Raw genomic sequence first — 16,059 nt, forward strand, 5'->3', positions numbered from 1 at the left:
CGCCGACGTGATCGGCGAGCTCGAGTCGCTCACCGCCCGGCACCCGTTCCAGGAACGGCTCATCGCGCAACGGATGCTTGCGCTGTACCGCTCCGGGCGGCAGGCAGAGGCCCTCGAGGTCTATCGCGGAGCCCGACACGCGCTCGTCGAGCAGCTCGGGATCGAGCCCGGGGCTTCGCTGCAGGCCCTCGAGCGCGCGATCCTGCAGCAGGATCCTGCGCTCGAGCTGCCGACCGGCGGGGCGGTGCCACAGGCACCACGCCGGCGCAGACGGCTCATCGCCGCGGGGATCGCCGCGTCAGCGGCGCTCGCGGGCGTAGCAATAGCGCTCGTGGTCGCCGGAGGAGGCGGAGCGGAAGACATCGTCGATCCCACTCAGTCGCTCGGAGTCGTCGATCCCCGGACGAACCGGCTGACGGATCGCGTGGCGGTCGGCCTCCTCCCCACATCGATCGCGGTGGGCTCCGGATCCGTCTGGGTGTTGAACCAGGGAGACACGACGGTGTCGAAGATCGACGCGGCTACCGGTCGCCTGGCCTCCACGATCGGCATCTCGGAGGAGAATGCTCGCGCCGGATCGGGGATCGCGTACGGCTTCGAAGCTGCATGGGCCGGCGAGGGCTACGCGGGGACGGTGACCCGGATCGCCGCCGACACCGACTGGGGCGGCGCCGAAGAGCCGATCCACCTGTATCCCGCGGACGCGAGCGACACGCTGTTCGTTGCGACGGGTGCGGCCGCGGTGTGGGCGGCGAGCGTCCGCAGCTCGACGATCTACGGGGTCGATCCCCAGACGAGACGGCTCGTCGTCCACGCGGCCGTCCCCCCGACACCGGTCGGGCTCGCGGTCGGGGAGAGGGCCGTGTGGGTCATCTCGGCCCGGCCGGGCGAGAAGCCGGGAGCGCTGGCGACCTCCGGGACACTCGCGCGGCTCGATCCCTCGACGGCGGCGACGGTCTCCGTGCGTCCGCTGCCGTTCGCACCGTTCGGCATCGCGGTCGGGTTCGGCGCCGTCTGGGTGTCGCTCAACACCCAGGACTCGGTGCTGCGGATCGACCCGCGCACGAGCGCCGTCGAGCAGATGATCCCGGTCGGTGAAGGGCCGACCGCCGTCGCCGCGAGCGACGACGCGATCTGGGTCCTGAACGCGAGGAGTAGGACGATCTCGAGGATCGACCCCGAGACGGACACCGTGGTGGCCACGATCCCGGTGAACGGCACGCCCTCGGCGATCGCGAGCGGCGAAGGGAAGATCTGGGTGACAGGCGCCTGAGCGTGTGACATTCCGCCGCGAGCTCAGGCCGAAACGGCCGTCACGAGCGTCGGCAGCGCATCCTCGAGTGCCTCGAGCGCACCGGTCAGGTTCCATTTCGCGCGATCCGGCTCGCCGAGCTCGTTCGAGATCGCGCGCACCTCGACTGCGGGCACGCCCGCCAGCTCGGCGGCGCGGAGCACCCCGAACCCCTCCATCGCCTCGACGAGGGGTGCATGTGACACTCTGTCACGTGGGCTCTTCCTTGCCCCGCCCACGGTCGCGGACGTGTGGATCGGCGTCTGCGACTCCGCCGCGAGCGCGGCGGCGACTGCGGCGACGAGGCCAGGGTCGGCCGCCACGCGCTCGACCACCGGCCATTCGGCGGAGAGGTCGCAGTAGACCGCCTCAGTGCCGACGACCAGCGAGCCGACGGGGACGCCGCGAGCACCGGCAAGGCCCACGTGGAGCACGGCGTCGAACGACCGGAGCGCAAGCGTGCGGGCGGTCGCGGCCGCGGCCTCGACCGGCCCGACGCCGCAGACGAGGCCGTCGTGGCCGCACAGCTCGCGGTCGGTGGCTGCGACGAGGAGGATCAACCGGGCGAACCCTACGGGACGGGATACCGAGGGCCCGCCCGGATGGTGCGCGGGCGGCCGATCAGCCGTGGAGGAGCTTCAACTGGCCCCGTATCTCGCCACCCGCGTTCTTCGCCGTGTGGACGTTGACGTAGTAGCCGCCCTTCTCGAGCGCCTCGGCGAGGTCGTGGTCGATCGCCGTGCGGGCGTTCTGCCCGTTCCGGCATGGCCCGCAGAGCGGCACGACGACCGGGCCCGCGACGCCCGAGGCGCCCTTGTGGATGTGCGCCGCGACCGCCTTCCCGGAAAGCCGACGGAACGTCAGCGTCCAACGGATCGACGCCTTCCCCTTCTTGTCGGTGACGGTCGCGGTGAAGACGCCGGCTGCCTTCGCGGGCGCATTCGGGGCCGGGACCTCGTTCTTCGGTGTCAGGGTCGCGCGGTACGAGTAGGTCGTGGTCGACGCGGCGACCGCCACGCCGATCACGGCCAGTGCGCCGAGCGCCGCGACGATTCCCACGAGCTTGGCCATCGGACACCTCCTCATCGGGCCACGGCGGCCCGTCGCCCGGATCTACGCACCGGCGCGACGCCCGGTTTGCAGCAGACAACGCTTGCGTCGAGTCGACACAAGCGTTGTCGCCGGAGGCTCTCGCGAGCCTCTATCGGTTCCGTCTCGCGATCGCGCGCGCGACCGCGTCGGCCCCGGCGTACTTCGCCTCGAGCGTCCGATTTCGCCGCTGCAGCGCCCGGTCGAACGCGTCCGGCACGGCGACCACCGCGGGCCGCACCTGCACCGGCGCGTCCCCGAAGTCCGCCTCGGGATTCCGCGCGCCCGCTGTCCCTGCCATCGCCGCGACGACCGCGATCGACGTCGAGAGTGACACCGCAACCCGTCTCTTCGTACCCATGATCAGCTCCTCCCGCGATGACCGTCTGTGGATCGAGAGTAGGAGCCGGTGGCGTTCGCGTCGTGCGCGGCTGCGACGCCCCGTGTGTCACCCCTGCGACACAGCGAGCTCGCGTGCGAAGGGTCGTCTCACACGGAAGGGACGTCGCCGTCGAGTGCGAGACCGACGGCGGCGGGCAGCGTGAGCGACGCCCCCCGATCCCGCGCAGCGGCGTGCACCGTCGGTCCGCAGAGCGCTGTCGCCTCGGCCTCCGTCGCCTCGTGGAGCCGGCGCTCGAACGGCTTGAAGTCGGCGCCCATATGGGCGAGCAGCGCACCTGCGACGCCCAGCAGGGTCGACGCGCGCTCGCCGTCGCCCTCCCGGGCCGCCAGCGAGGCGAGCCCCTCCAGGCACCAGGCGAGATCCTCCTTGTCGTCCGTGTCGCGCGCGAGCGCGAGGCCCTCCCGGAAGTGCAGGCCCGCAGCCGCGTCGTCACCGAGCATCAGCTCGACCGCTCCGCGATTGAAGAGGGAGCGCGCGAGGTTCGCCGTGTCCCCGCGGGCCTCGAGCAGGGCGTGACTCTCCTCGAACAGCGGGCCCGCCCGCGTGTAGTCGCCCGTCGTCAGCGCCAGGTCGCCGAGGTTGTTGATCGCGAGAGCTGCGATGCGCGTATCACCGACCTCGCGAGCGAGAGACACGGCTTCCTCGAGAACCTCGGCCGCTCTCCCATGGTCGCCTGCCGCGAGCACGATCGCGCCGAGGTTGCTCAGCGCGTTGGCGACGAACCGCGGCTCGCCCCCTTCGCGGGCAGCGTCGAGCGCGGCCTCGGAGAACGCTATGGCCGCTGCGTAGTCGCCCTGCAAGAGGCAGATCGCCCCCGCGGCGGTGAGGGCGCGCCGAAGCAGGGGAGGCGGCTGGTCGCCTGCCTTCGCGAGGGCCCGCTCGAGATGGTGGCGCCCCTCGCCCAGATGGCCCCGCACGTACCAGAAGCGGCTGAGCGCTACCGCGAGACGTAGCTCGAGCTCCTTCTCCGAGCGCGCGTCGAGATACGCGAGCGCGGCGCGCAGGTTGTCGTGCTCCGCATCCAGCGTCGCGAACCAGTGCGTCTGCCGGTCGCCGCTCAGCTCGGCCTCCGCCGTCTCGGCGAGCTCGAGCGCCCACAGCGCGTGCCTGCGCGCCGTGGCCTCCGCGTCGAGCTGGTGCAGGCGGTCGGCCGCGTACTGACGGACCGTTTCGAGGAGGCCGTAGCGCATCGAGCCTCCGTGCTCGTGCGTCACGGCCATCGAGGCGTCGAGCAGGCCCTCGAGGAGGTCGAGTGCCGCGGCGTCGTCACCGTCGGCGAGACAGACGGCGACCACCGCGTCGAGCGTCGCGCCGGCCGGGAAGACGGAAAGTCGAGCGAGGAACCGCCTCTGGTCCTCGGTGAGGAGGTCGAAACTCCAGTCGAGGGTCTCGCGCAGCGTCTGCTGGCGAGCCGGAGCATCCCGCAGTCCGCCCGTGAGCAGACCGAGCCGCTCTCCGAGTCGCTGGAGGAGCGCGTCGGGAGCGAGCGTCCGGACACGCGCGGCGGCGAGCTCGATCGCGAGCGGCAGACCGTCGACCCGCGCGCAGATCTGCCGCAGAGTCGACTCGTTCTCGCTCGTCAGCCGGAACGAGGGACGCAACGACCGCGCGCGTTGCTCGAAGAGCTCGAGGGCCGACGCGTCGTCGAGCGGCGAGACGGGGAACACGTGCTCCCCGGTGAGATGGAGCACCGCACGGCTCGTGACCAGCAACGTCAGGCGCGGCGCGCGCGAGAGAAGCTGAACGAAGGCCGGCGCGGCGTCGCGGAGCTGCTCGACGTTGTCGAGCACGAGCAAGAGCTCGCGTGTGGCGAGGACCTCCGAGAGCGCCTCGAGAGGCTGCCTGCCGCCCTGGTCGACGTCGAGCGCCTGGGCGATCGTCGGCACGAGGAGCGCGGGATCGTCGACGGGCGCCAGCTCGACGAACGTCGCGCCGTTCGCATACGTCGCCGCGGCGCGGTGGGCCGCCTCGAGCGCAAGCCGGGTCTTGCCGCTCCCGCCCGCCCCGGTGAGGACGATCAGCCGCGCGTCGCGCGAAGCCAGCAGCGCGGCCAGCGCCTCGAGCTCACGCTCCCGGCCGACGAGTCGGTTGGGCGGCTGCGGCAGTCCTCCGAATCCCTCCGGCGGACGTTCGCCCACGTCGAGCGCTGGATCCTGCTGGAGGATCCGGCGCTGCAGGTCGCGGAGCTCGGGGGCCGGCTCCAGTCCGAGCTCGTGGTCGAGACGTCGACGAAGCGCGGTGAACGCCTCGAGCGCGTCCGATTGCCGTCCGCAACGATAGAGCGCGACCATCGCCTGCCCGTGAAGCCGCTCGCGCAGGGGGTTCTCGGCGGCGAGAGCGAGAATCTCGCCGAGCGCCTCCGCGTGCCGACCGAGCGCGAGCTGCGCTTCGATCCGCTCCTCGAGCGCGGCCAGCCGCAGCTCCTCGAGGCGCTCGACCTCGGGCTGCAGGAACCCCTCGTACCCGAGGTCGCCGAACGCGCGACCGGCCCAGAGCCTCGAGCCTTGCTCGGCGAGCGAGAGCGCCAGGGCGTGGTTTCCCGTCCGACGGGCGGAGGCGCTCTCGTTCAGAAGGCGCTCGAATCGGGCGGCGTCGACAAGCTCCGGCGCGACGTCGAGGGCGTACGACCCCTGTTTCGTCACGATGCGGACGGGCGCCGGAAGCGACCTGCGGAGCTGCGAGACGTAGACCTGCACGAGCTTTCGGGCCGACGCCGGCGGATTCGACCCCCAGAGCGCGTCGACGAGCTCGTCCGGGCCGCAGGAGCGGCCCTCCGCCACGAGCAACGCCGCGAGCAGACACCGGTGCTTCGCCGGCAGCGATACGGGGCCGTCGTCCCCGACGACCTCGACCGGGCCCAGGATACGCACCTCCGCCGCCGACAATGTGGCGCCAGTCTGACCGTCCGGCAGCCGTGCGGCTAGGCCGTTCCGTCGATCTCCTGCTGCAGCGCACGTGCCGCGGCCTGGTCGAGGGACAGCTGACGGCCCGAGGAGACCGCGGCGAGCAACGATGGATCGTCGTCCGTGCGTAGCGGCGCGACGGTGGCGACGAGCTCCGGATCCGCCTCGACGATCCGGAGGTGAGCCTCGTCCGCGTCGACGGCCCCCCACAGGCGGCCGGCCAGCTCCTTGTCGCCCTGCTGGAACACGATCGCCGCCAACAGTGTCAGCACCCTGATCGTGAACCGCAGATCGTCCGCCCGTCGCGCGAACACGAGCGCAGTACGCGCGGCCGTCACCGCCTCGTCGAGCAGGTCGCACTCGAAGGCGAGCTGCGCCATCCACGAGGCCCCCCACCCCTCCCAGAGCCGAAATCCGCATGCCGCCGCGGTCGCGAGGGCGCGGCGCTGGAGCTCGAGCGCGGCCGCCGTATCGCCCGCTTGCTTGGCGATGTCGGCGAGAGCCGAGAGGCACTGGGCCTCGACCCCCGGCATCTTTGCGATGGCATCCGACGCACGGACCTCGCTCACGAGTCGGCGTGTCTGCGCGACGTCGCCGTCGTAGGCCGCGTGGATCGCGAAGCGCGTCAGGATCGCCACGGCCTCGCTCTCCGGCCCATGCTCGCGAAAGAGTGCGAGCGCGCGGTCGTAGCTCGTCATGGCCCGGGACGGGTTGCCGTCCAGGGCCGAGACCGCGCCGTGGACGCGTAGAACGCTCGCGCGGAGCGACGCCGGAAGGCTCTCCGACCGGAGGATGGATTCGGCGCGCCTCATGCCCTCGCCGGCCGTGTGGGTCACCCAGAGTTGCTCGAGCGCCACGAAGATCTCGGCCGCGAGCAGCGGGTCGGACTCGACCGCCCAGTCGAGTGCCGCACGCACGTCGTCCTTGACCGCCAGCGCCCCTTCCCAGTCGGGCTCGAAAACCTCGCGCCCGAGCGCTTTCGTCGACGTGAGATGCGAGGCCTCCGCGAGCGAGAGGATCCACTTGGCATGGCGACGCCGCACCGGCGTCGCGAGCGCCCGATCGGCGTCCAGCAGCTCCTCGGCGAGCTCGCGGACCGTCTCGAGCATGACGAGCTCCTCGCCGCGGACGGACCGGCGGCGGCGCGTCACCAGGCTGTGGTCGACCAGCGACCCGACGGTGCCGAGCCCGGCACCACACACCGACTCGGCATCCGCGATCGTCCACCCGCCGCGGAACACCGCGAGCGCCCCGAACGCCCGCTGTGCGTCGGGCTCGAGGAGGTCGTAGCTCCATTCGACCGTCGCACGCAGGGTCTGTTGGCGCGCCGGAAGGTCGCGCGGGCCGCCGGTCAGCACCCTGAGCCGCTCCCCGAGGAGCTCGCGCAGCATCGCCGGCGGCATGAGGCGAATCCACGTCGCGGCAAGCTCCACGGCGAGCGGAAGGCCGTCGGTCCGGCGGCAGATCTCTCGGACGTGCTCGTCGTTCTCCTGGGTGCGTGCAAACGTCGGGTCGAGCGCCCGCGCACGCTGCTCGAAGAGCTCCGCGGCGGCATCCTCGGTCAGCGGGGCGACCGGGAACACTCGCTCGCCGGTGACGTGGAGCACCGTGCGGCTCGTGACGAGGAGCGTCAGCCGTGGCGCCCGCGCGAGGAGGTCGACATACAGCGGCGCCGCCTCCCGGAGGTGCTCCGCGTTGTCGATGACCAGCAGCAGCTCGCGCGGCGCAAGCGTCTCGCCGAGCGCCTCGAGCGTCGCCCTGCCACGACCGACCGTCGGAGCGAGCGCGCTCGCGATTGTCGCCGCGACGAGCGCAGCATCCCGAAGCGGCGCGAGCTCGACGAGCACCGCGCCGTTCGCGAACGACGGCGCTGCTCGCCGCGCGGCCTCGAGCGCAAGCCGGGTCTTCCCCGACCCTCCCGCTCCGGCGAGCACGATGAAGCGCGCCGCTCGGCGGCGGAGCAGGCCGCTCAGCTCGTCGAGCTCGCTCTTCCGTCCGACGATGGGACCGACGGGCGCCGGAAGCATGCCTCGCTCGACACGGGCCGCATCGACTTCGAGAGCCGCGTCGTGCCGGAGAATCCGCTGTTGCAGCTCGCGAAGCGCGGGCCCGGGCTCGAGCCCGAGCTCGTCCTGCAGGGTGCGTCGAACGGCGCCGTAATGATCGAGGGCCTCCGCCTGGCGGCCGCACCGGTAGAGCGCGAGCATCGCCTGCTCTTGCATCCGCTCACGCAGTGGATGCTCCGCCGCGAGCCCGAGGATCTCACCCAGCACGCCGGCATGGCTGCCGAGCGCTAGTTGCCCGTCGATCCGCTCCCCGAGCGCGACAAGCCGCAGCTCCTCGAGCCTGTCGGCTTCTGCCCGGGCGAGCTCCTCGTAGGCGAGGTCGCCGTATGCGCGGCCTCGCCAAAGATGCAACGCCTGGTCGATGAGCGATGCGGCGAGCGCGGGGTTCCCGGTTGCGCGGACCGACCGGCTCTCCGCGACGAGGCGCTCGAAGCGATGGGCGTCGAGCACGTCGTGCTCCAGCTCGAGCGCGTACGCGCCGGCCCGCGTGACGATCCGAAGGGCGTTCGGAAGTACCTTGCGAAGCTGCGAGACGTAGACCTGCACGAGCTTTGCCGCGGAGGCGGGAGAACTCTCGCCCCACGTCGCCCAGACGAGCTCGTCGACGCCGCACGCGCGCCCGTCCGCCACCACGAGCGCGGCCAGCAAGCGGCGCTGCTTCGCCGACAGCGAGACTGGGCCGTCGTCATCGACGACCTCGACCGGCCCAAGGACACGAACCTCCGCCGCGGACACCCGGCCCTCAGTCTGAACGACGCGCCGCGCGATGGAAACCGGCTCGAACGGTCGCGTCACAGGCGATCGGGCGGACGAACGAGCGATTCGCGTTACACCCGGTCTATACCGGCATCCCGGACGCTCCGGCGCATAACCCGACGGAAGGGAGCATTCAGTGTCCAGGAAGACGATCCGCCGCGCGGCAACGGTGAGCGCCGCGCTGGCGCTCCTTCTGCCGGCCGGCGCAGGAGCCCACAACGCCGGCCATTTCACGCTTCCCGACGGAAGCTGCCACGAGGTCGGTTCGTTCAAGCATGCGCCGCTCGTCGGTCCGAAGGACGACCGGCAACGGCTCGACCTGATGCCCGAGACGCCGTCGCCGTTCGACGAGTACGGCGCGAGCTTCGCCGCCTTCAGGGGATCGACGCCGATCCTCCCCGGCCCCTGCCGCTGACGCCGGGCCGGTCGACCTCCTCGCGACCACCGCTGAGTGATGGAGGCAGCTGCTTCCATCACTCATGCGTGGACCGTCGGGCGGCGCAGCCGCGCGTCCACCGCGAGCGTGCGAAGAGCGGCCTATACCCGGACTGAACCGGAGGCGGTCAGTCTCGCGGTCGTGTCGTACGCATTCGTGGAGGACGTCGCGGCGAGTTGGGAGCACTACCAGCGCTTCGCAGCCGCGCTCGAGGGCCCGACGCCCGTCGGCTTGATCCTGCATGCGGCGGGCCCCACGGACGAGGGCTTCCGGATCATCGGCGTCTGGGAGAGCGAGGACGCGTGGCGGCGATTCTGCGACGACCGGCTCGATCCCGGCGCCGAGGCGGTCGCCCAGATACCGCCCACGTTCCGTGCGCTGCGGCCGCGGCACATGGTCCTGCGCCCCACGGGGCCCGGCGAAGGAGGCTCGGATGAATGAAGTGCGCGCACGGTGGACGCGTGTCGCCGGACCAATGCGCTGGTCGCTGTCAGCGGCCGCAGTGACGTCGGTGCTGCTCGTGGCGCTCGCGGGCCCGACGGGCGTGGCCGGCGCCGAATCGACCGCCACCGGTTCCGGGAACGTCAAGCGGGTGATCGAGGTGTTCTTCGTGGCCAACAACACGACCTCGAACTCGATGGCGAAGTGCCCGACCGGCACGAGAATCATGAGCGGCGGGTTCGCCTCGAGCGGTCAGCATGCCCGCATCATCGCGGCGGGGCCGTCGCTCAGCTCGAACGGGTACATCGGCTACGCGTACACGCCGCCCGTGAACATCAACACGGGGGTCGGCAAGGAGATCGCGAAGATCACGCTCGTCGCCCTGTGCGCCCCGATCGGCAAGCCCGTGGTATTCGGCTGATGCGGCGCGCCTGCTACGTCACCGTTGCCGTGGCGGCGCTTGTCGCCTCGGCCGGCTCGGTCGCCTCGGTGACAGCACCCGACGCGAAGAGCCTCGCGCTTCGGCAGGCCGACTTCCCGGCTCCCGCGGCGCGCATGTCGGAGAAGGAGAACCGCTCCGCCGCGCTACCGGGCGGAACGGGCCAGGCGTACACGACGACATTCCAGTTTCGCGTCGGCCGAAGGACGGAGTCAATCGGCACGATAGTGATCACCGCGCCGAGCGCCTCGGTCGCGCGGCGGGTCTACGCCGCGGCCGTCGCCGATGCGAGGAAGGGCGCTGTTGGCGCCTTGCGTCTTCCCCGCCTCGGGGACGAGCAGTACGCCGCGCTATACGGACGACCCAGCGTCGACGAAACGTCGGGGCTCGTGTGGGTGCGGAAGAACACCGTCGTCTGGCAGGTCCAGGCGACGTCCGTGAGGAATCCGCTCGGCTTCTCGCGGACGGCGGCGCAGGCCGAGCTCAACCGGTACGCGTGGAAGCAGATGAGACGCGTCGGATCAGGCTGATCGACGAAGGGAGACAGTTGTGAAGCGTGGTGGGACAACGATGCTCGTCGCACCGATGGTGGCCGGCGCCGGGAGCGGGTCGTGAGGCGCCCCTCCGCCTCACTCGTCATCGCGGCCGCGGCGCTTCTCGTCGCCATCGGCGGCACGGCGATCGCCGCGGTCGGGGCGATCCCGTCGGAGGGCCGCTTCACCGCCTGCTACCAGACGTCGGCCAGCATCCTCAACCGGATCGTGCTGCTCGCCGAGCCGGGCGAGCAGTGCCCGAACACCTACGCGCGCGTGTCGTGGCCGGCGCAAAGCTCCGGGGGCGGGCAGGGGTCGGCGGGCCCGCAAGGCCCTCCTGGCGCCCAGGGGCCGGCAGGCCCTCAAGGACCCGCAGGGCCTCAAGGCCCACCCGGCTCCTCCGCGAAGTCGGCCGGAGCGAGCGCGCTTCTTGCCTCGGTTTCCATGCGCGAAGTGACGTCAACCGGCGGGACGGTCGTCGTCCGCTGCGGCGGTATCGGGAAGCGGCGGTACGCCGTCGGTGGAGGTGGCGCGATCGTCGAGGGCGGGAGCTATCGCATAGCGAACAGCTATCCCGTCGGAGACACCAAGGGACGGCCGAACGGGTGGGCGGTGAGTGTGACGGGAATGAGGCGCTACACGACCTTTGTCCCGGGGTCTCAAACGACGAGCAGAACGGTCGGTGGCGCGGCAGCGGGCCCGCACACCCACCAGTACGACCCCGGCTCGAGGCTGCTGCCGCTCGAGGGGTTCGGGAAGCCAGCGGTGGTCAGGGTCTTCGCGATCTGCGCACGGGTCGACTGACGCACACGCTCACGGAACACCGTTCTAGGAGGAAAGCATGACCCGTCTCGTTGTCCTCGCCGTCGCCGTCGCCGCTGCGGCTCACGGCGCCACCGTGGCCGCAAGCGGTGCAGTGGAGCCGATCCTGAAGCTCGCTCTCCAACGAGCGGACATGCCGGCCACGACGAGGAAGCCGCCGATCGCCTCGCCCAGCCCGGCCCCGATCCCCCGGAGCGCGCTCGCCGCTCTCCGGGTCCCCGGTCTCCAAGGCGCCGACTACGCCTACACGTGGCCTGCGGGCGGAGTGGTCGATACGGCCATCGGGGCGATCGACAAGGAATGGCACCTCGAAGGAAGCGTGTACCGGGCGCCCGACGCGGCCGGCGCCAAGAAGCTCTTCGCGCTCGGCAAGGCAGCGCAGATCGGATTCTTCTCGGACTTCCCGAGCGAGCCGCGGTTCCTCTCACGGCTCGTCCTACCGCGATACGGCGACGAACAATTCGTCCTCGTCTCGACCGACGCGCGGTTCGGCGTTCAGGCCATGGCGTTCGTCCGAAGCGGTTCAGTCGTCTGGGAGCTCCGGGTCGCGCCCATCCCGCTGCAGTTCCAGGCCGCGAAGGAACAGGTAGTTGCGGTCCTCCGGAGCTATGCCGCGAAGCAGAAGCGTCGCATCGGGGGAGCCTGAGCCGTCGTCATGCGCCTGCTGTCCCGTGGCTCCCACGCTCTGCTCCTCGCTGCGGCGACGCTGCTCGGCTTCGCCCTGGCGACGACGCTCGCTCACGCTGAGACGACCCGCCCGGCGAGCACGACGTTCAGAGGCACCTGGCTCTGCAACTGGAAGGTGGACGGTGATTTCGTCCCGCTCGCCGGTGCACGCGTCGAGCTCCTGACCCCGTACGTCGACCTCGACGACTTCGACATCGTCCCCGGCAACTTCCGCGTCGTGCAGGTCACGCACACGGCGGCCGACGGAAGCTGGTCGTTCACGTTCCCGTCGGACGAGGACGGCGACGACTACTGGGTCCGCGTGCTGACGAACGGCAACGGCGTGCGCATGCACGACTTCCTCCTACCGTGGCCGTTCTTCGTCGACTCGGATCGGAACCAGAACGACGTCCCGCTCCACGACTACGGGGCCCAGGTGATCCACACGTACCGGTGCGAGGTGTTCAGCGGCTTGCAGCGCGCCTACGACGATTTCGTCGCGACGACCGGCAAGCGGCCGCCGTACGGCGATCTCGACGTCGTCTCCCACGCGATCACGGCGGGTGTTCCCGTCACGATGTTCACCGAGATCTGGTGGCCGGCCGACAAGCCGGTCGCAGGCGACGCGCGGGGGACGGGGAAAGCCTACGGCTACGAGACGGCGTTCCACGAGTTCGCCCATTCGTTCCGCCACGCCTACGACGCGCCGCGCGGGATCGAGGGCCTCGGGCACTTCTTCGGCCTCGACGTCCCCTACTGGAACTACGCGCAGCAACACGGGGACTGCAAGAAGACGAACTCCGGTTTCGCCTTCAACGAGGGATGGGCGACGTACTGGGCGGGCAGGCTCGCAACAGGTCGCTCACCGTGCGGGGGCGACGGGCGCGACTACTCGATCGAGGGGAATGTCGCAGCCGCACTGCACCGGCTGCAACGACTGTGCGGTGTCACGCGCGGAGGCATGGCCGCCGTCCTCGAGGCGGCCGGTCCCTCGGGCCTCCCGACCCAGCCGATTCACACCTTCGACCAGTTCGCCGCCGCTGCGAACCGCCGGTTCTCGTCGTCCGACAGTTGCGTCCTCGACAAGGTGACGAGCTCTGCGACGGTCGGCGCGCGACGCGACACCCAGCGCGCGGGAACGCTGCCTGCCGTCGTCGGACGCCTTCGGCGTGACCTCGACCGCACGGTCGCGAGCTCTTCGCGCGCACTGGGTACGGCGCGCCTGATGCGCAGCCGACCGATCGACTGCGCCACCGGCGCGTGCACGGCGCGACTCGCGCGCGAGATCGCCGTGCCGCTCGCCGCAGGTCGGCTCGAGCTGGCGCGTGCTCTGCGCAAGGCCTCGGTCAGCTGGACGCCGCGCGAGCGGCGCGTGCTCGCCGGCCCGCCGAGCCGGGCGCAGATGAGCCTGCTCGAACGACGGGCGCGAGCGTTCCGCAGCACGGCGCGCGTCATCCAGGCGAGGATGCTTCGCGACGCGATCCGTGTCGCGCGCCCATACGTGCGCCGCGACGGCTCTGCGCGCTCACGGGCGATCCTGCGGGCGCTCGAGACCGCGGCCCGGAGGGGGCACGCGGCGCTCGTCCCGGGGATCGTGCCCACCGCAGCGCTGCCACGGGTCACGCGAACAGGCCCGAGCGGAGATTCGCCCCCGCCCCCGCCTCCTCCGCCTCCACCGCCTCCACCTCCCCCGAAGCCGAACCTCGTCGTCGGCGCGATCAGCTGGCCGGCCTCGTCGAGCGATCTGCCCCTGTCGGTGACGATCCGCAACACGGGTGAGACGCCGGCGCCGCCGAGCCGGCTGAAGCTCTCTCTTTCGAGCTCCTTCACCGGTGAGAGCGGCGAGCGGGTGCTCGACGTGCCGGGGATCGCCGCCGGTGGTCAGACGACGGTTCGGACTCAGTGCTTCGTGTATGTCACCGACCGGGCAACCGCAACGGCCGATGAGCCCCGCGCGGTCGACGAGAGCAACGAGTCCGACAACGCCCTGACGGTCGCCGGACCGCCGTGCAGGTACGACTGAGACGGGACGACGCAAGTCGAGCGACCGCGCGCGCGACTGCCCTATACCGAAGCTATAGCGGCCCCCCTGAGCATGAGCGCATGGATCACGTTCGTGGACGACCGAGGAGGTCATCGTGCTCGAGAGCAATGCAACGACCCGTCTCACGTCGGCGCTCGCGGCCGTCGTCGTGCTGGCCATGGCGCTCGCCGCCGCCGCGTCTGCCGCGCCGGGTGCGACGTGCGGCATCTGCGGCAAGAACCTGATCAAGAACCCCGGCGCCGAAGCGGGTGCGGGTGTCACCGCAGTCGGCGCCTTCGGAGTGGTGCCCGGCTGGACGAGCGTCGCCGGACAGTTCGGCGCCGCGGCCTACACGTTCGGGAACGGCTGGTTCGGGATGTCGTCGAAGGGCTCGCCCACGCGTCGCAAGAACTACTTCTTCGGAGGCACGACGACGGAGGCCGTCTCGGCGAAGGCGACGATCGGAACGCAGACGATCAAGCTGCCGGCGGCTGCCGCAGGGCGCAAGGTGGTCCTCGGCGGCTGGATCGGCAACTACGGGAGCGGGCCGAGCGGGAACATGACGCAGGTTCGCGCCGACTTCGCCGACGCGAGCGGCACTGTCCTGGCACGGCTCCGGATCGGGAACGACACGACGATCGCGGGCTCCGACATGGCGTTCCGCAGCCGAAAGGGCAAGGTCCCTGCGGGTGCCGCCCAGGTCACGATCGTCGTGACCTTTGCTGGAGGCAACAACTACAAGCTCGCCGGGGCCGACGACCTGTCACTCATCGTCGCCTGACCAACGCGCTCGGAGTGTGGTGGCCTGCCTGCCGCCGGCCGCCACACTCCGCGCCGATACGGTGACCGGACGGTGCGGATCGCCACCTGGAACGTCAACTCGGTGAAGCAGCGCGTGTCGCGGCTCCTGCCCTGGCTCGACGAGCGGCGCCCGGACGTCGTCTGCCTGCAGGAGACAAAGCTCGCGGACGACGCCTTCCTCGAGCTGCTCGGCGACGAGCTCGACAACCGCGGGTACGCCGTCGCCGTCCACGGCGAGACCGCCTGGAACGGGGTCGCGATCCTCTCGCGCGTCGGGCTCGACGACGTGGCGTCCGGCATCCCCGGGGCGCCGGGGTTCCCTCATCAGGAGGCGCGCGCGATCGCCGCGACGTGCGACGGAATCCGAGTCTTCTCCGTCTACGTCCCGAACGGGCGGGAGCCGGGCTCGGACCACTACCGCTACAAGCTCGACTGGCTCGCGGCACTGCGCGACGTCGTGGCGGCCGGCCCGGAAGCGACGATCGTCTGCGGCGACATGAACGTCGCGCCGGCGGACGCGGACGTCTTCGACCCGGAGGCATACGTCGGGCAGACGCACGTCACCCCTCCGGAGCGCGACGCGCTGGCAGAGCTGGTCGGGCTCGGTCTGCACGACGTCGTGCGCGACCGCTGGCCGAACGAGCGGGTCTTCACGTACTGGGACTACCGCGCCGGGATGTTCCACCAGGACCTCGGAATGCGGATCGACCTCATCCTCGCGAGCGAGCCCGTCGCAGCCCGTGTTCGCGCGGCCTGGGTCGACCGTCACGCACGCAAGGGAAGCGGCCCGAGCGACCACGCGCCGGTGATGGTCGACCTCGACGAGGCACCCGACGGCGACATCGGGCCGGTGGTGCCGCCGCCCTCGAGGCCGGTGCTCGAGCGGGCGAAGAAGCTGCCGCAGTCGCAGTAGCGGCTCAGTGCGGAAGCTCGACGTCGCCATCCTCGAAGCGCGCGACGACCGAGAGGGAGCCGCCGAGCGCCTCGACGTAGGAGCGGAGCGTCGAGAGCCGGACGTCGCCGCGCCGTTCGAGCTTCGACACCTCCGGCTGCGTCGCGCCGAGCTGCTCGGCGACCTCCAGCTGCGTGCGCCCCCGCGCTACCCGGAGCTGCCTGAGCGACGGGCCCACGGAGATGGCCGAGGCACCGCGCCGTTTCTCGATCCACGCACGCCACAGCCTCGACGTCCCATAGAGCGGATGGTCGCGGCCGAGGCGGAGGATCCGATCGGCCACCGGCCCGTGCGGGTCGCGGCGGATCTCCCGGAGCAGCGGGGCCCAGTCGTCGAGATCACCGCGGTCGAGCAGGTCGTCGAGCGCCGCCGGCCCGAGCTCCGCGACCGGCGTGTCGGACGCGTGGTCGAGATGCCGATGCCGCATCAGGCGCTCTC

General features: G+C 71.3%; 16 protein-coding genes. 10 read left to right on the plus strand and 6 right to left on the minus strand.

Annotation, left to right across the window (positions count from 1 at the left end):
* Positions 1 to 1,273: BTAD domain-containing putative transcriptional regulator (locus VNM44_RS01055; RefSeq protein WP_325621652.1), on the plus strand; the 1,273-nt coding region annotated here is incomplete at its 5' end.
* A gap of 23 nt (positions 1,274 to 1,296) precedes the next feature.
* Here VNM44_RS01055 and VNM44_RS01060 read toward each other — a convergent pair.
* The 5 genes from VNM44_RS01060 to VNM44_RS01080 all read right to left on the minus strand — a co-directional run bounded on the left by VNM44_RS01060 (position 1,297) and on the right by VNM44_RS01080 (position 8,487).
* Entirely contained in the window at positions 1,297 to 1,851 is a 555-nt protein-coding gene (locus VNM44_RS01060) for a hypothetical protein (protein ID WP_325621654.1), read from the minus strand.
* A gap of 61 nt (positions 1,852 to 1,912) precedes the next feature.
* A complete protein-coding gene (locus VNM44_RS01065) occupies positions 1,913 to 2,362 on the minus strand; it encodes a CHRD domain-containing protein (protein ID WP_325621656.1) in 450 nt (149 codons plus the stop codon).
* 130 nt (positions 2,363 to 2,492) lie between these two features.
* Positions 2,493 to 2,741, minus strand: a complete 249-nt coding sequence (locus VNM44_RS01070) for a hypothetical protein (RefSeq protein ID WP_325621658.1) — start codon at positions 2,739 to 2,741, stop codon at positions 2,493 to 2,495.
* Between the two features lie 128 nt (positions 2,742 to 2,869).
* Positions 2,870 to 5,653 (minus strand): BTAD domain-containing putative transcriptional regulator, encoded by a 2,784-nt coding sequence (locus tag VNM44_RS01075; RefSeq protein ID WP_325621660.1) that lies wholly within the window; start codon positions 5,651 to 5,653, stop codon positions 2,870 to 2,872.
* A 50-nt stretch (positions 5,654 to 5,703) separates the two neighbouring features.
* Positions 5,704 to 8,487: a BTAD domain-containing putative transcriptional regulator gene (locus VNM44_RS01080; protein WP_325621662.1), complete on the minus strand. Its 2,784-nt coding sequence runs from the start codon at positions 8,485 to 8,487 to the stop codon at positions 5,704 to 5,706.
* Between the two features lie 157 nt (positions 8,488 to 8,644).
* Here VNM44_RS01080 and VNM44_RS01085 point away from each other — a divergent pair, with 157 nt between their 5' ends.
* The 9 genes from VNM44_RS01085 (at position 8,645) to VNM44_RS01125 (ending at position 15,582) form a co-directional block, all read left to right on the plus strand.
* The gene (locus VNM44_RS01085) at positions 8,645 to 8,923 is read left to right on the plus strand and encodes a hypothetical protein (protein WP_325621664.1); all 279 of its coding nucleotides are present in this window, start codon (positions 8,645 to 8,647) and stop codon (positions 8,921 to 8,923) included.
* Positions 8,924 to 9,085: 162 nt separating this feature from the next.
* Positions 9,086 to 9,385 carry a hypothetical protein gene (locus VNM44_RS01090; protein ID WP_325621666.1) on the plus strand — a complete coding sequence of 100 codons (300 nt, stop codon included), beginning with the start codon at positions 9,086 to 9,088 and terminating at the stop codon, positions 9,383 to 9,385.
* Positions 9,378 to 9,806: a hypothetical protein gene (locus tag VNM44_RS01095; RefSeq protein WP_325621668.1), complete on the plus strand. Its 429-nt coding sequence runs from the start codon at positions 9,378 to 9,380 to the stop codon at positions 9,804 to 9,806. The genes VNM44_RS01090 and VNM44_RS01095 overlap by 8 nt, the downstream gene beginning before the upstream one ends.
* Positions 9,806 to 10,354 (plus strand): hypothetical protein, encoded by a 549-nt coding sequence (locus VNM44_RS01100; protein WP_325621670.1) that lies wholly within the window; start codon positions 9,806 to 9,808, stop codon positions 10,352 to 10,354. Before VNM44_RS01095 ends, VNM44_RS01100 begins: the two co-directional genes overlap by 1 nt.
* An 81-nt stretch (positions 10,355 to 10,435) precedes the next feature.
* Positions 10,436 to 11,161 carry a hypothetical protein gene (locus VNM44_RS01105; RefSeq protein WP_325621672.1) on the plus strand — a complete coding sequence of 242 codons (726 nt, stop codon included), beginning with the start codon at positions 10,436 to 10,438 and terminating at the stop codon, positions 11,159 to 11,161.
* Between the two features lie 37 nt (positions 11,162 to 11,198).
* Complete coding sequence (locus VNM44_RS01110) at positions 11,199 to 11,825, plus strand: hypothetical protein (protein ID WP_325621674.1); 627 nt, start codon at positions 11,199 to 11,201, stop codon at positions 11,823 to 11,825.
* Between the two features lie 9 nt (positions 11,826 to 11,834).
* On the plus strand, positions 11,835 to 13,868 hold the full coding sequence (locus VNM44_RS01115; RefSeq protein ID WP_325621676.1) for a CARDB domain-containing protein: 2,034 nt from the start codon (positions 11,835 to 11,837) through the stop codon (positions 13,866 to 13,868).
* A gap of 115 nt (positions 13,869 to 13,983) precedes the next feature.
* A complete protein-coding gene (locus VNM44_RS01120) occupies positions 13,984 to 14,649 on the plus strand; it encodes a hypothetical protein (protein ID WP_325621678.1) in 666 nt (221 codons plus the stop codon).
* A 72-nt stretch (positions 14,650 to 14,721) separates the two neighbouring features.
* Positions 14,722 to 15,582: an exodeoxyribonuclease III gene (locus VNM44_RS01125; RefSeq protein WP_325621680.1), complete on the plus strand. Its 861-nt coding sequence runs from the start codon at positions 14,722 to 14,724 to the stop codon at positions 15,580 to 15,582.
* Between the two features lie 4 nt (positions 15,583 to 15,586).
* Here VNM44_RS01125 and VNM44_RS17075 read toward each other — a convergent pair.
* On the minus strand, positions 15,587 to 16,059 hold a 473-nt coding region (locus tag VNM44_RS17075), incomplete at its 5' end, for a helix-turn-helix domain-containing protein (protein WP_349257992.1).

The sequence above is a fragment of the Gaiella sp. genome, from assembly GCF_035558935.1.
Classification (GTDB): Bacteria; Actinomycetota; Thermoleophilia; order Gaiellales; family Gaiellaceae; genus Gaiella.

What these genes read in the sequence shown, in the direction of transcription:
- VNM44_RS01115 (WP_325621676.1), top strand. Translation starts at nt 11,835, where the DNA reads ATGCGCCTGCTGTCCCGTGGCTCCCACGCTCTGCTCCTCGCTGCGGCG.
- VNM44_RS01095 (WP_325621668.1), top strand. Translation starts at nt 9,378, where the DNA reads ATGAATGAAGTGCGCGCACGGTGGACGCGTGTCGCCGGACCAATGCGC.
- VNM44_RS01100 (WP_325621670.1), top strand. Translation starts at nt 9,806, where the DNA reads ATGCGGCGCGCCTGCTACGTCACCGTTGCCGTGGCGGCGCTTGTCGCC.
- VNM44_RS01070 (WP_325621658.1), bottom strand. Translation starts at nt 2,741, where the DNA reads ATGGGTACGAAGAGACGGGTTGCGGTGTCACTCTCGACGTCGATCGCG.
- VNM44_RS01110 (WP_325621674.1), top strand. Translation starts at nt 11,199, where the DNA reads ATGACCCGTCTCGTTGTCCTCGCCGTCGCCGTCGCCGCTGCGGCTCAC.
- VNM44_RS01065 (WP_325621656.1), bottom strand. Translation starts at nt 2,362, where the DNA reads ATGGCCAAGCTCGTGGGAATCGTCGCGGCGCTCGGCGCACTGGCCGTG.